Annotated in this window: 8 protein-coding genes; 6 read left to right on the forward strand and 2 right to left on the reverse strand. The window is 44.1% G+C overall.

Features of this window, described 5'->3' with window-relative positions:
* The first annotated feature begins 17 nt into the window (after positions 1 to 17).
* The 4 genes from R2S57_RS05055 (at position 18) to R2S57_RS05070 (ending at position 6,663) form a co-directional block, all read left to right on the forward strand.
* On the forward strand, positions 18 to 1,208 hold the full coding sequence (locus R2S57_RS05055; protein ID WP_316843989.1) for a TlpA disulfide reductase family protein: 1,191 nt from the start codon (positions 18 to 20) through the stop codon (positions 1,206 to 1,208).
* A gap of 8 nt (positions 1,209 to 1,216) precedes the next feature.
* Entirely contained in the window at positions 1,217 to 2,296 is a 1,080-nt protein-coding gene (locus tag R2S57_RS05060) for a TlpA disulfide reductase family protein (RefSeq protein ID WP_316843990.1), read from the forward strand.
* A 323-nt stretch (positions 2,297 to 2,619) separates the two neighbouring features.
* Complete coding sequence (locus R2S57_RS05065; protein ID WP_316843991.1) at positions 2,620 to 5,421, forward strand: M16 family metallopeptidase; 2,802 nt, start codon at positions 2,620 to 2,622, stop codon at positions 5,419 to 5,421.
* Positions 5,422 to 6,195: 774 nt separating this feature from the next.
* Complete coding sequence (locus tag R2S57_RS05070) at positions 6,196 to 6,663, forward strand: Lrp/AsnC family transcriptional regulator (protein WP_316825951.1); 468 nt, start codon at positions 6,196 to 6,198, stop codon at positions 6,661 to 6,663.
* 287 nt (positions 6,664 to 6,950) lie between these two features.
* On the opposite strand, the gene R2S57_RS05075 is transcribed toward R2S57_RS05070, so the two are convergent.
* Both R2S57_RS05075 and R2S57_RS05080 read right to left on the reverse strand, forming a co-directional pair.
* On the reverse strand, positions 6,951 to 9,227 hold the full coding sequence (locus R2S57_RS05075) for a glycoside hydrolase family 3 N-terminal domain-containing protein (protein WP_316843992.1): 2,277 nt from the start codon (positions 9,225 to 9,227) through the stop codon (positions 6,951 to 6,953).
* A 645-nt stretch (positions 9,228 to 9,872) separates the two neighbouring features.
* Complete coding sequence (locus tag R2S57_RS05080) at positions 9,873 to 10,451, reverse strand: RNA polymerase sigma-70 factor (protein WP_316825953.1); 579 nt, start codon at positions 10,449 to 10,451, stop codon at positions 9,873 to 9,875.
* Between the two features lie 132 nt (positions 10,452 to 10,583).
* Here R2S57_RS05080 and R2S57_RS05085 point away from each other — a divergent pair, with 132 nt between their 5' ends.
* Together R2S57_RS05085 and R2S57_RS05090 are read left to right on the forward strand one after the other, a co-directional pair.
* Positions 10,584 to 11,747 (forward strand): FecR family protein, encoded by a 1,164-nt coding sequence (locus R2S57_RS05085; RefSeq protein ID WP_316843993.1) that lies wholly within the window; start codon positions 10,584 to 10,586, stop codon positions 11,745 to 11,747.
* Positions 11,748 to 11,950: 203 nt separating this feature from the next.
* Positions 11,951 to 15,232, forward strand: a complete 3,282-nt coding sequence (locus R2S57_RS05090; protein WP_316825955.1) for a TonB-dependent receptor — start codon at positions 11,951 to 11,953, stop codon at positions 15,230 to 15,232.
* Positions 15,233 to 15,246 lie beyond the last annotated feature (14 nt).

The raw sequence follows: 15,246 nt of genomic DNA on the forward strand, positions 1-15,246 counted from the left end.
ATAAAATAGCAAAAAGAATGAAAAAGTTAAACCTTAAAATGCTGATGCCCGCCTTCGCTCTGACGGCATTGCTGGCCTCGAAAAGCGCCACCGCCCAGGACAATAAAAACTTTGTGATCAATGGCCAACTGGAAAACCTGAACCCCATGCCCACAAAAATTTATGTACTCTATGATAAAGTCTTTGGAAAAACAGCAGACAGTGCTTCGGTATCCAATGGGAAATATACCATCAAGGGCAGCCTGGATGTTTCCTTTCCCATAACCCTGGCGCTAAATAAAAATGAACCCATAAAAAAAGATAAAGACCATTTTACCCTGGTTCCAGACAACGGTACCATAGAACTCCGTTCTATAACAAGTTTGTCAAATACAGAAGCTACCGGTAACGGTGCTTCAGCGCAGGAAGAACTCCAGAAAATAAGCGCTTTTTCACGACAGGAATCCGAGGCAATCGGAAAAATTGTCAAGGACCCATCTTACAGTACTAACGATTCCCTGAAAAAAGAAGTGCAGACCAGAAGTTCTAATCTTCTTGGAAACGCTTTGAGCAATATGATTGTTTACATCCGCAAAAACCCGAACTCATCTATATCCCCATTTCTAACATATACTTTGGTTTCGTCCGGCTTTGTTACCCCGGCCATGACCGATACACTGCTGATGGTCCTCCCAGAAAAAATAAAAACCTCCAGCATCGGAAAAGGGATTAATGAAGTGCTTAAAAAACGGACGGAAGCAAGTCTTGAGGAAGCTGCAAAGCGAAAAGAGCTGGACGATAAAATCCCCCTGGGCAGTAAGGCACTTGAGTTTTCAATGAATGATACAAAAGGTGCACCGGTGAGCCTCTCTTCCTATAAAGGCAAGTATGTTCTGATTGACTTCTGGGCAAGCTGGTGCAAACCCTGCCGCGAGGAAAACCCCAATCTGGTGAAAGCTTACCAAAAGTATAAGGCAAAAGGTTTCAACGTCCTGGGCATTTCGCTGGATGCGGCCTCACAAAAAGCCGCGTGGCTCGCCGCCATCGAAAAGGATAACCTGCAGTGGACCCAGCTTTCTGACCTGAAGGGATTTGGAAACCAGGCCGCTAAACTATATAATGTGGTTGCCATTCCCCAAAATTTTTTGATTGATCCCAATGGCGTTATCATCGCTAAAAACCTAAGGGGGGAAGCACTTAACATCAAGCTCGCTGAAGTTTTTAAATAATCCAGCTTATGAAAAAGTATATACTAATAGCCTTCGCATTTTTACCGATGGTGGTAATGGGCCAGAAGGAATATAAAATTTCGGGTACGGTACGGAATTTTGACCTCAAAAGGATTTACCTGAACTATTCAACAGGGATGGTTAATGCCCCCATGGTTAACGATAGTGCGGAGGTTATCGACGGAAAATACGCCTTCAAAGGAAGGGTGGGGAATGCAACCTTTGCAACGCTAAAAACAAAAGATATGGCCCAGGGCATGGCACTGGTTGTTCTGGCACCAGAACAGTATATAATATCGCATGAGGGAAGTCTTTCAAGTACGGTTATAAGTGGTTCAAAAACCCAGTCGGATTTTGAAAATATGAAATCCATGGAAAAGCAGTATGCCCAAAAAGCAAAACTGTTAACCGGTGAGGTTGCTATAAAAGCGCTGGAAGAAGAAAAAATGGAATATCTATATGCCGGTTATATCAAAAAAAATCCCGGCTCCCCATTAGCTTTGTACGCCTTGACCCGGTATGCCAGTACCGGACATGGTATTGATGTTGCCAGGGCCGAACCTTTATTCAGGCTTTTGCCAAAGTCAGTCCAAAATTCTTACGAAGGTGAAGCAATGGCCAAACAGATCCGCTATACCAAAACGTTCCTGCTCAACAGCTCCATTGGAAGTATGGCGAAGGATTTTTCGCTTCCCGATACCTCAGGGAAAACGGTAAGCTTATCAGCATACAGGGGGAAATATGTGCTGCTTGATTTTTGGGCGAGCTGGTGTGCCCCCTGCAGGGAAGATAATCCCCACCTGAAATCGGCTTACTCCAAATACAAACCCAAAGGATTTGAGATTTTAAGCGTTTCCCTCGATGTTGCTGCAGCCAAAAAGAAATGGTTAAAGGCAATACATGATGACGGGATTGGCGCATGGACGCATATTGCTGATCTGCAAAGCGTGACCAACAAAGCCGTGGAGCTTTATGGTGTACAGGGCATTCCCCAGAACTTTCTTATTGACCCAAGTGGTAAGATCGTTGCCATGAGCTTAAGGGGAGGTGCACTGGAAAAAGAACTGGCCAAAATTTTCGAAAACTGATGTCCCGCTGCTGCGGTTGCTTTTTTATCACTTAAAGCTGCAAATCAATATCAAGAAAGTAAATCCAATGAATTATGCGAATGAAAACCAATGACCTTCGAAAAGGCATCCTGATACTACTGTTCTCAGAGTTGGTGTTGATGCCCTTGTCATTTTATCTGAAATTTAACCATACCGGTAGTCAGCTAAGCCCTGTCATATGGGCTTTAGGTGCCGTTTCCTTAATTCTTCTATTCATCCTGTTAATTGTTTGGCTGGTTATCAGCCTGATTAATGGAAACCCGGAAAAACACATAAAAAAAACCGGTAAATAAAAATTAAAAATGAAATTCTACAGAAACTGCTTTTTAGGTTTTCTTGCCTTTTTATGTCTGGGCAGCCCATCAGAAGCACAAATTATCCCACTGGATCAATCCGTTAAAACCGGCGTTTTGCCAAACGGGTTTACCTACTATATCAAGAAAAATACTGAACCTGCCAAACGCGTGCAGCTTTACCTGGTCAATAACATCGGATCAATTCTCGAAGATGATGACCAGCAGGGGCTCGCCCATTTTATGGAGCATATGAATTTTAACGGAACGAAAAATTTCCCCAAAAACCAGCTTGTTGATTACCTTCAGAAATCAGGGGTCAGATTCGGTGCAGACCTGAATGCCCATACCGGTTTCGATGAAACCGTATATCAGCTGCCCCTTTCTACCGATGATCCTGGATTACTTTTGAACGGCATTAAAATTATGAGGGACTGGGCTCAGGAAGCGACACTTGATCCCGAAGAGATCGATAAGGAACGTGGCGTTATCCTTGAAGAGGACCGCCTTAGAAAAGGGGCAAGTGAGCGCATGTCAAAAAAATATATGCCTATGATGCTCAATAACTCCCGTTATGCCCTGCGTTTTCCCATTGGCACTTATGAGGTACTTACCAAATTCCAGGAACCGGTAATCAGGCGCTTTTTGCAGGATTGGTACCGCCCGGATCTCCAGGCGCTGATAGTTGTGGGCGATGTTGATCCCGATCAGGTGGAAAGCCAGATCAAAGCCAGTTTTTCAGACCTTAAGGCTTTAAGCCCAAAGCGCGAGCGAATCAATTATAAAATACCCTTAACAGGAAAAAAACAGTATATGGCCGTAACCGATAAAGAAATGGCCGGTACGACGCTGGAAATCATTTATAAACACCAGGCAGCTGAACTTAAGACCGAGGCGGACTATCTGAAGCTTATCAAAAGATCGCTGCTCTCCCAGTTGATCTCCTCAAGGCGTTATATGGAAATTAGCCGCCAGGATAATCCGGCATATAACAATATGAGCATCGGTATACAAAGCTTTATGGGCGGGCTGGATATGTTTGTTTTTGAGGTGAGTGCAAAGCAGGGCCAAGTTCAACAGGCCTTCAGTCAGGGATTCGGTTTTCTGGAGAAAATAAAAAGGTTTGGCTTTACCCAAAAGGAATTTGACCAGGCGAAACAGAGCTACCTGCTAAACTTTGAGAATACTTTAAGGGAGCAGGATAAAACCGCTTCAGTAAACTTTGTTAACGAATATAAAGAACATTTTCTCCATGGTACCGCCGCCCCGGGTATACAATGGGAAGCAGATTTTGTGAAGCGCCATATCCCTGAGGTGCAGCTCAGCGACATTATGGCGATTCTAAATGAGTACCTGAACAGTGCGGACGTGGACGTGCTGGTTCTGGCCCCGGAAAAAGACCAGTCTACTTTACCCGATTCGGCCACTGTGGACGCATGGATAAAAGAGGCTGGAAATATGAAAGTTCAGCCGTTTGTAAATGAACAGGTCAATGCCAAGCTATTGGCCGTTCTGCCGAAAGCTGGAAAGATAACCGCTGAAAAGCGCTTGCCGGAAATGGGGATTACCCAGCTCAAACTTCAGAATGGTATCAGTATTATCCTCAAACCGACCACCTTTAAGAATGACCAGATTTTATTCAAAGGGTTTAAAGCCGGTGGTACTTCGCTGTATGATGATGAACAATTTGATGATGCCTTCAATGCAGGTGCATTGATCAGCCGCTTTGGGCTCGCATCTTTTAATCCCAACCAGCTAAAGGAATTACTCAACGGCCGCTCGGTTAATGTAGTTTCCAATATCCTGTCCAGATCAGAAGTAGTTACCGGAAGCAGCTCTGTTGCAGATTTTGAAACCGCGATGCAGGTGGCTTACCTCCAGATGACCAAACCCCGCGTGGATTCAGTGTTATTTAAAAACATCATCAGCAGCGCGAAGGAAAATCTCAGGGCCCACCAGACTGATCCGGTGACAAATTTTACCGATACCATAAATGCTGTCCTGGGGAATTATGTTTACCGTGCTATGCCCTCAACGCCTGAGCGCCTGGATAAAATCAACCTTCAGCAGGTCTGGAAAATTTACAGGGAGCGTTTCGCTGACGCTTCGGGATTCACCTTTGTTTTTGTCGGCAATTTTGACCCTGAAAAAATAAAACCTTTATTGGCGCAATATCTTGGCGCCTTGCCGGACCTGAAGCAAAAACACAGGGCCAAAGATCTTGGGATACATATCCCGGAAGGCCGGATCACCAAGAAAGTTTACCTCGGGAGCGAAAACAAAGCCTCTGTCCGCCTTGTATACAGCGGGGATTATCCATACAGCCCGCAAAACAATTTATTTTTGAAAGCATTGGCCGATATCCTTCACGTAAAGGTACTGGAACGCCTGCGTGAAGCTGAAAGTGAAGTCTACAGCCCCTCTGTCCAGGCCAGCTATGTTAAGTATCCACAAAACCGTTTCTCGATCAACGTGGTTTTTGGATGTGCGCCGAAGAATGTGGACCATCTGATCACTGGTATTTCGGAAGAAATGGATAAGGTTTTAAAAGGCGGGATAACAGAAGTTGATATACAGAAATTTAAGGCCTCTTACGCCAAGAATGTAGAACTCGCCCTAAAGGACAACAGCTTTTGGCTTAACTATCTGGCAGGTCAGATCGAAAATAACGAGCCCCTGCCTGAAGTCCTCGACCATTCGGTTATACTGGACAAGATCAATGCAGAAAACCTTCAGCAGGCCTCAAAAATCTTTTTTGATCAAAAGAACCTGATCAAATTTATCCTGCTACCCGGACAGACTAAAAATTAAAATAATGTTTCTGCCTCAAAAACAGGTGCTGTCTTAGCGATGGTGCCTGTTTTTTTTGGCGGATGCCAGTTTAAAGTCCGGTAGCGGTATGGTAATTATATTTATCAGGGGATAAGCAAAAGTGCTAATGGTAATACATTGATATTCAGTTAGTTGGTGGTATATGTGTGGAATTATACAGGCTTTCTTGAGCAGTTGTTGTTTTGCTGATTTTTTATTAAGTGGGAACTGACTGTGGAAGGGATGTGTTAAAATAGTTTTTGATAATTGGTGTTTCAGAAGGAAGGCCGGTAACTTACCGGCCTTCACATCTTCAATGAACAGTACAAAAAATCGGGACTAACTCCGCTTAAAAAATACTGTCTTACAAAAACTAATTAATCCTAAACTTCCTCTTGGCATCCGCCTAAAGGTTGTCCCACCTATGAAAAAATCAGCTTCTACAATCTGATTATAGGGCTTTGGTAAGTGCATCAGTTACAGGCGAACCTTGAAACGTTTATGCCGTCATCCGTAATGTTCTGGATAACCTATCACAAATATCGGTAAGAGTTCCATTTAATGAGAGAACACCCCGCTTTTTAGAGAATTTCTCTGTTTTGAGGTGTTTTTGCGGAATTATATTTTGATCCCCGTTAAATGCTTCTGATTGGCCGAATTTTATTTTGTAAAATCTTCTTTTTTAGTTGGTTAACCTTGCTTTTGGGAAGGAAATCCGCTATATTTGATAACCATTATACCTAACTAAATTTTTCATAAAACCAAATAAATATAATGGAATCTTTCCGCCCCGACCAGACTGATTTTGGTATTTTAAAGCTACTACAGCAAGATGCACATTTAACATACAAAGAGTTAGCTGCCAGACTTCACCGGTCCCAGACCCCGATCAAAGAACGCATAGAGAAGCTGGAAAAGTACGGCTATATCAAATCTTATGTGGCACTCGTGGATTACCGTAAAATACCGGACTGTATGATGGCTTATCTGCATGTCCAGATTACAGATCACTCTGTAGCAGCTATCTCTGAATTTCAACAGGGAATTTGTGGTTTTACCGAAGTTGTTGACTGTTGTCACTGCACTGGCTCTTATGATTTTATCCTTAAAATCCTGACCAGGAATATGAATACCTATAATGAGTTCCTCACCCAAAAACTTGGACTTCTGAATAATGTTGGCGCAATGAACTCTTCAATTGTAATTGTCCAGACAAAACACGAAACAGCTATTCCGGTTTAAATGCGCACCACTTGAGTTCAAACGCGTTTTATAGAGAAGGGGATGGGAGCAAAAATTTCTTTTTTTTATCTTAAAGAACTATTTTGTACTGTTGGGTGAGATAACTGTGAAGGTTGCGGGAGCGATGAAAGGGGGACTAGAAAAGGTGGTTTTATCGAGATCCTGGTTTAAAAACAGATCCGCCATAGCTGGTTTATTATCTGTCTTTTTAGAAAAGATGGGCCGCCCCATAGCTTCTGGAAGAGCGTCTTCCGCAAACTGCAAGGGCGGTCCAACTTATTGTTTGATTATCTTACGGTAACTGTTTTTTTGAAGTGGATGTTGTCTGCGGCGCTGCCGATCTGTAATTCGAATTCGCCGGGTTCAATCACATATTGCATCCTTACATTGTACAGACCAAGTTCGCAAACAGGGATCTCCAGGTGCACAGTCTTTTGTTTTCCTTTTTTGATCCATTCTTTTTTGAATGCCTTAAGCTGCTTTATCGGGGTTGCGACAGAACTGACCTTGTCATGGACATAAAGCTGTACCACTTCCTGTCCGTCAATTCCACTTGTATTTTCGATGTCAACATCAATTTTTATGATATCTTTTGAGGTAAGTACAGAGTCGGCCAACCTACAGCCCATATATTTAAAGCTGGAATAACTCAAGCCGTGTCCAAAGCTCCAAAGCGGGTCCGGTCTGTCAAAAATATAATGGCCTTTTGGATCCTCGGGACTGCCGGGGCTATCAAAAGGTTCGTTGCGATCGGTCACAAAATGGTTATAATAACTCGGTGAATTTCCTGTGCTACGCGGAAAGGACACATTCAGTTTACCGGATGGATTGACCGCCCCGGTAATGATATCGGCCAATGTCCTGCCCTGCATTTCGCCCCCGTACCATTGGCAGATCACCGCATTTGCATTATCTTTCACCCATGGCATCGCAAGGGGTTTACCAGCTATAAAAACAACGATAAATGGTTTGCCTGTTGCTTTGACCGCTTTCAAAAGGTCTTCCTGTACTCCGGGAAGTTCCAGTGAACTGAGGTCAAAACCCTCTCCTGAAGTGGAATATTTCGGACTGCGGCCCAAAAAGGTGCTCCGTGTACCGATGGCTACAATTGTAAGGTCACTGGACTGAGCAGCTTTTACCGCCTCATCGATCTTTGATCTGTCTTTGCTCCACCAGTCACATCCTTCTGCATAATTGAATTTTACTTTATTACCTGCCACATCTTTGAGCCCCTGTAACAGGGTGATGCCTTCCTTGGTGTCCCGCCCGGTCCAGGCATAATCTCCAAATACGGTCTGGTCCGCATTGGGGCCGACCACCGCGATCGATTTATATTTTGACAGGTTCAAGGGTAAAATATTGTTGTCGTTTTTAAGCAATATCGCGCTTTCGTCCGCTACTTCTTTGGAGATAGCGACATTCTTGGCGCTGTGCACGATTTTTTCTACTCTGGAAGGGTCACCGAATGGGTTCTCAAAGAGGCCAAGGGTGAATTTTACGCTCAACACACGGCGTACCGCCTGATCTACATATTTCATATCAAGCTTGCCCTCTCCAACCATTTTTTCCAGGGTTTCATAAGCACCGTCGACATCCAGGTCAACACCTGCTTCCAATGACCTCACCGCTGCTTCCTCTCTTGAGTTCACCGCATGGTGAAACGTCTGTAGCCGCTCGACAGAACCCCAGTCTGAGTATACGTATCCTTTGAAACCCAGTTCGCCACGCAATATCTCGGTCATGTAATAAGACGACCCACTCACCGCTACCCCATCATAGCTACTATAGCACGACATCAGGGATAATGGGGTAGTATTGGCAATCACCTTGGCAAAAGGGTAGAGGTAAAGGCTCCGCAGCTCACGCTCGCCGCCGCTTACATTCGCACAGTTGAGACCGCCCGAAGGACTGCCATGGGCAACAAAATGTTTAGGGGTACAGGTAATATTATACTGCTGGTACCCCCTGATGAATGAAGTGCCCATCTCCGCGATCAAAAACGGGTCCTCACCGAAGGTTTCCTCCACTCTTCCCCAGCGGAGTTCCCTTGCAATATCCAGCACAGGGGAAAGGATCTGGTGGATGCCGATTACCTGTGCCTCACTACCGGCCGCATTTGTCATTTTTTGTATCAGCTGCGGATTGAATGTACTGCCCTGTGCCAGGGCCTGGGGGAAGATTGTACAGTTGTTCTGTAAGATGCCCTCAATACCTTCAGCAGCGGTAAGTATGGGAATGCCCAACCGGGTTTTCTTTCGCATATAGGTCTGTAGCTCCTGGTACATATCCGCACATTTCTGGGCCGTCATATTCATTTCATGGGTACATCCATAACTTTGTCCATTAAAAATCCGTTCGACCTCGTCTATTTTTCCAGATCCCCGGTTTTGTAACTGCAACATCTTTTCTTTAAGTGTCATACGCCTCAATAAATCCTCCACGCGGGCAGGGATAGGGGCTTTACTATTTTTATAGAGCAAAGTATCGGTGCTGGGATTATTAACCGCATAGCTGCTGCATGTGATCAGCAATAGGCCTATTGAGGTAAAAAACGTTTTTCTCATTTGATTGTTCCTGGTGTTGTTCTTGTATGTTTTAAAAAAAATAATTTTCTTACGGTCTTATTATCCTGTAAATTCAGTTCAGCGATGCTCCGGCACGGTCAGGTTTCACAGTTGTTTATACCTGTTTTTTTGGAGGCCAAGCGGAAGGGGTCAATTGTGGAGCTGTTCTCCTGCGCCAGTATCGGGGATTGCTATTAGTGTTCAGCTGCCTGAGGAACAGACTAGCCCCATATTTTTTTTTGAAAAGCAAAAATACTTTCCGGTCCTTAAATAATCCTGAAATAAAAATTTAACTTGTTTCATGGTAAACATTGGATTTTTCATGAGCTTAATGATGCTTTCCGTCAGTTAGTGGGAACTGACATAGTGCATCAGGACTTAGACTCAATTATTTGTTGTATCTGGTCAGCCACCCAGCACAGGGTAGGGTACGGGAGCCTAAATTACGCTGATTGACCCAAGCCGGAAATAGACACAATGCGCAAAAAGATGGATAATCCATTCATGTAAAATAATGTCCTCCCGGGATCCTTTCACTTTAAATGACCTTGAGGTTTCCCGTTCCGGGTTCAGTTTTCCGGGCAGACTTTAAAATTTGCTTCTGATGTGCCGCTAAAGGATATACATATTAAATTGAATAACTGCTTACAGGTAGTGGAAGATGAAGAGCAGAAAAGCAATATCTTTAAAGGATGCCCGTAGATGTTTTAAGGCTATGGTCAGCTGGTTTTCCACCGATTTTTGGCTGATGCCCAGGCGGTCAGCAATCTCTTTATTGGAAAAATGTTCTATCCTGCTCAAACGGAATATCTGATGGCATCGCCCCGGTAACTGGCTTAGGGAGCTATTTAGTCTTTGTTGAAGCTCGGAGTCCCGGATCTTTAAATCCCCAAGGTTGATTTCGGTAGAAAAATTATCTTCGCTAATATCTGCCTTATAGACTATCGAGAGTTTTTTTGGTCTCAGGCTTTTGTATACCTGATATTTGATGGATGTAAACAAGAAATTTTTCAGAGCGGTTATCTGCAGTTCTTTCCGCCTGCTCCATAAACTGACAAAAACATTGTGGACTATTTCCAAGCTGCTCTCCTCATCCTTTAACTGCTGTAGCGCTACCTTATAGAGCATTAGCCAATACCTGTCGAAAAGCACATTAAATGCTTTTCCATCATTGTTTTGGACGGCTAGCCAGAGATCAGAATCAGTTTTATTAGACAGGCGCATATTTGGTCGGCTAAAACTATAAAAATAATTGAAAAATTACAGGCTATTAAAGATTTAAAAAAAAAATCATAAAAGTATGGGTGTATGAAGATCTTTTTGGTACTTATATATTAGGACCAAATATTTATCTGAATGATGAACAAAGAAGAGTTTGTTGCACTGTATGAAAAGTTTTTAGATGGAAAGTGTACAGCTGAAGAAATTGACACATTGCAATCCCATCATGATGAAGAAATTCCCTTCACAGGTGATGATCTGCTTTCAGATCCAAGTGATACAGACAGGCTCTATTATATCTTAAAGGAAAAAATCCGGAACAGTATTCCCGATCAGCAGGCCTTTGTTTTACGCGGCAGGTTCAGGCTGTTAAAAATTGCTGCAGTAATCCTTGTCATTATAGCTGCCGCGATATCCTTCATGGTGCTGCAAAAACCTGCTACTGATACCAAAGCCGTTCAGGTGGTAAAAAACAAAGGTTCAAAAATTATTCCAGGTGGAAATAAAGCCTATCTGACAACAGCAGACGGTAGCGTGATCACCCTGGACGGTCTTAAAAACGGAAGAATTTCTTTACAGAACGGAATAGAGGTCAATAAAATAAATGATGGACTGATCCGGTATAACAAGGCTGCAGTTGTTGCCAATAATGGCGATGCAGTTGACTACCATACCATAACCATTCCCCGGGGTGGGCAGTATCAGCTGGTACTTTCAGACGGGACCAAAGTATGGATGAATTCTGCTTCTACGCTAAAATATCCGGTAAGTTTTGCTAAAAACGAGCGTATCGTCCGGCTGACGGGCGAGGCCTATTTCGAGGTGGCAAAGGATAAGGCAAAACCCTTTAAGGTCAGTGTGGATGATCTTGATGTCAAGGTTCTCGGAACCCACTTCAATGTGATGGCCTATAAGGACGAAAATGCGATCAGAACAACCTTGCTGGAAGGCTCGGTCCAGTTAAGCACAGGCAACAGGCAGGTTATGTTAAAACCCGGTCAACAAGGTATGCTCAGTTATGGTGCGACATCAATAGATGTCCGTGGGGTTGATGCCGAAGAAGCTGTCGCCTGGAAAGAGGGGTATTTTGTTTTCGATAATGAAGATATCCACACCATCATGAAGCGCATCGCAAGATGGTACGATGTAGAAGTGGTATTTCCGCAAAACTTTAAAAGGGCAAATTTCGGTGGGACGGTTTCCCGCTTTAAGGATGTTGCCCAGGTTTTAAAATCCCTGGAACTGACAGGTTCCGTTCATTTTCAAATTAAGGAAAGGAGGATAATTGTGATGCCATAAATATCATTTAGGTTATCATGTTGTCCTTATCAAGACCGAATGCAGTGGAATTGCATCCGGTCTATAGCCTTAAGGGCATAAGGAAAACATAATCAATAGTTCGAACAATCAATCATAAATTTATCCTTAACCAAATGTATAAAAATATTGGTGCATTTTCGTGCACACGGAATTTCCGTTCATTCTATAAATTGTTGCTCATTATGAAATTGATAGTCATATTGTTGACTGCCTCGTTTTTGCAGGTAAGTGCGTCTGGATACGCACAAAAAATCAATATTTCCGTAAAAGATGCTTCATTGAAAAGCATCTTTAAGAAATTGAGGAAGCAGAGCAATTATAATTTCCTTTACGACAGCGATATGCTGGACAGGGCTAATCCGGTAAGTCTTTCGCTCCAGAACGCTCCTGTGTCAGAAGTACTTGAAAAGTGCTTCGAAAACCAGTTGCTGACTTATACCATCAATCAGAATACCGTAATTGTGAAATTAAGGCCCATTCCTGCAGCACGCGAAGTGACTGTAAAAGGAAAGGTCAGCGATCAGGCAGGCGTTGGGCTGCCCGGGGTGACCATAAAGGTAAAAGGAAGCAATACCGGAACGGTTACCGCTACCGATGGTTCCTTCTCATTAAAATTAAACGATGCGGATGCTGTGCTGATTTTCAGCTATCTGGGCTTTGCAAGTCAGGAAGTGGAGCTGAACGGCCGTTCGGAGCTGAACATTGTTTTACTTGCCCAGCCCTCTGCACTTGATGAGGTTGTTGTAATCGGCTATGGAACGCAGCGCAAAGGCGACATTACAGGGGCAATATCTTCTGTTTCTGCCGATAAGTTAAAAGACCAGTCGGTAGTCAACCTTCAGGGTGCACTACAGGGAAAAACGGCCGGCGTCCAGATCACCCAAAACTCCGGCGCCCCGGGTGCCGTTGCCCAGGTGCGCATACGCGGGCTGACTTCGATCAATAACTCAGATCCTTTATACGTGGTCGACGGGATTCCCCTTACCTCAAATGATATCAACATCATTGATCCTGCAAATATCGAATCGATCGATATCCTGAAGGATGCTTCTGCCCAGGCCATTTACGGTTCCAGGGGAGCAAACGGTGTGATCCTCGTTAAAACCAAAAAGGGCAGGGACGGTGAAGCATTGATTACTTTAAGTTCCTATCAGGGTGTAACCCAGGTACGCAAAACATTGGACATGGTAAGTGCTTCGGATTACGTAATGCTAAATAATGAGGCCTATACCAATGCAGGCCGTACATCGCCTTTTGAAGGTCCGCCTTCAAGCTACACCTCGACCACCGACTGGCAGAAAGAACTGTTCCGTACCGCCCGTATGCAAAATTACAATGTGGCAATCAGTGGTGGCAGTAAAAACTCCACCTACAGGGTTAGTGGTGGCTATTTGGACCAGGATGGGACTATCATTGGATCGGATTATAAAAGGGTAAACTTATCCAATAACCTCACTTTTAATCCAAAACCAGGTCTTGAGTTTGGGGAAAGCCTGGCCTTCAATAAATCAAGGTCACATAATGTTGCCACCGATTTTGGAGCGAATATTGTAAATGACGCGCTTGCACTCGATCCAACAATACCTGTGAAAGATGCGAACGGCAACTTTACGGCAACCAAATATTCGGACATTATCAATCCGTTGGCCAGGATCCATTATATATCCGATAATAACCCTTACAATCAGTATGGTTTACTGGGCAGTGTTTATGCTCAGTTCAAACCTATTAAGGGGTTGACCTTGAAATCATCATACAGTGTTGACCTGAAATTCAGTGATAATAAGCGCTTTACCCCAAGCTATAATGTGGCGCCAAATTTTAACAACCCCAATCCCAGCGTTTACCAGCAGAAAGACCAGGCTACCAACTGGACATGGGACAACACCGTAGCTTATGAGTTTACACTGAACAAAGACCATCATTTTGATCTGCTTGGGGGTATCTCAGCACAGCAGTTTACCTACAATTACCTTAATGGGTCCAATCAGGGACAGCCGGGAAATGACCCTTATCTGCAATATCTGGATGGCGGTATAAGTAACCAGGTAGTTGGCGGGAGCCAGCAGCGTTGGGACCTGCTCTCATATCTGAGCCGTCTGAATTATAATTACAGCGGGAAATATTTCTTGACCGCTACCTTCCGCCGTGACGGTTCTTCAAAATTTGGTGCAAACAACAAATATGGTAATTTTCCATCCGGATCGGTAGGGTGGCTTTTAACAAACGAATCCTTTTTTCCAAAAAACAATGTCCTTGGCTACCTGAAACTTAGGGGAGGATGGGGAGTAGTAGGAAATCAGGCCCCTGTTGGATATTATGATTATTCGGCCAGGGTCAATACCAGCTATTATGCTTTCGGTATACCGGCCACTTCGCAGCCAACGGCAGGCCCCGGCGGCCTGGAAAATCCGGATCTCAAATGGGAACAGGTAAAACAATGGAATGCAGGATTCGATTACCGTCTTTTTGGTGACCATGTCAGCGGTTCATTCGACTATTATGACAAAACAACCAAGGACATGCTTTTAAACCTGAACATATTGTCTGTTTCAGGTTTTACCCAGAGCCCTCCGCGCAATGCAGGTGTTATGCAGAATTCCGGGATTGAATTTTCGATGGATTACAATGGCAAGCTTAACGATGATCTTAACCTTGATGCCGGCTTCTTTTTTGCAACGATCAAAAACAGGGTACTTGAGCTGAACCAGACAGGTATAAAACTCTATAGTGGGAATATCAAGCCCGGCCAGACCGAACTTACCCAGGTAGGCCAGTCGGTAGCTTCCTTTTATGGTTATGTCGCTGATGGTATCTTCCAGAACCAGCAGGAGGTGGATAGCCATGCCAGACAACAAACGGGCACTGCCCCGGGGGATATCCGTTTCGCAGACCTGAACGGCGATGGGGTGATAGACCAGAATGACCAGACTTTTCTGGGTTCACCGATACCCAAACTTACCTATGGCTTCAATATAGGGGCAAGTTATAAAGGATTTGACTTTAAAGCCTTTTTCTCTGGTGTTTATGGCAATAAGATCAATGCTGCTTACAAGTATTATACAGACGGGTTCTTCATTTCCAACTATAACATGGAAACAGAAGCGCTGGGCAGATGGACGGGGCCGGGAACAAGCAATACCCTTCCGCGCCTGATCGCAAGCGATCCGAACAACAACTCAAGGGTGTCCAGTTTTTACCTGCAGAGCGGTTCTTACCTGCGCCTGCAGAATGTGGTACTGGGTTATACCCTGCCTAAAACAGTGCTGGATAAACTGAATATCAAAAATCTGCGCTTTTATTTATCGGCACAGAACCTGCTTACCTTCACAAAGTATACCGGATATGATCCCGAAGTGGGGCAGCAGTACAGTGGCGCCGGTGGTACCCGGGATATCGGTATAGATGGTGGCAATTATCCACAGAGCAGAACGATTTCTGCAGGCCTTAACCTATCATTTTAATAGAAATTCAATTT

It is taken from the genome of Pedobacter psychrodurus (assembly GCF_032678585.1).
GTDB classification, from domain to species: Bacteria; Bacteroidota; Bacteroidia; order Sphingobacteriales; family Sphingobacteriaceae; genus Pedobacter; species Pedobacter psychrodurus_A.

Excerpts from the sequence above, each read along its gene's own strand:
- R2S57_RS05055 (WP_316843989.1), top strand. The coding sequence starts at position 18 with ATGAAAAAGTTAAACCTTAAAATGCTGATGCCCGCCTTCGCTCTGACG.
- R2S57_RS05060 (WP_316843990.1), top strand. The coding sequence starts at position 1,217 with ATGAAAAAGTATATACTAATAGCCTTCGCATTTTTACCGATGGTGGTA.
- R2S57_RS05065 (WP_316843991.1), top strand. The coding sequence starts at position 2,620 with ATGAAATTCTACAGAAACTGCTTTTTAGGTTTTCTTGCCTTTTTATGT.
- R2S57_RS05070 (WP_316825951.1), top strand. The coding sequence starts at position 6,196 with ATGGAATCTTTCCGCCCCGACCAGACTGATTTTGGTATTTTAAAGCTA.
- R2S57_RS05075 (WP_316843992.1), bottom strand. The coding sequence starts at position 9,227 with ATGAGAAAAACGTTTTTTACCTCAATAGGCCTATTGCTGATCACATGC.
- R2S57_RS05080 (WP_316825953.1), bottom strand. The coding sequence starts at position 10,451 with ATGCGCCTGTCTAATAAAACTGATTCTGATCTCTGGCTAGCCGTCCAA.
- R2S57_RS05085 (WP_316843993.1), top strand. The coding sequence starts at position 10,584 with ATGATGAACAAAGAAGAGTTTGTTGCACTGTATGAAAAGTTTTTAGAT.
- R2S57_RS05090 (WP_316825955.1), top strand. The coding sequence starts at position 11,951 with ATGAAATTGATAGTCATATTGTTGACTGCCTCGTTTTTGCAGGTAAGT.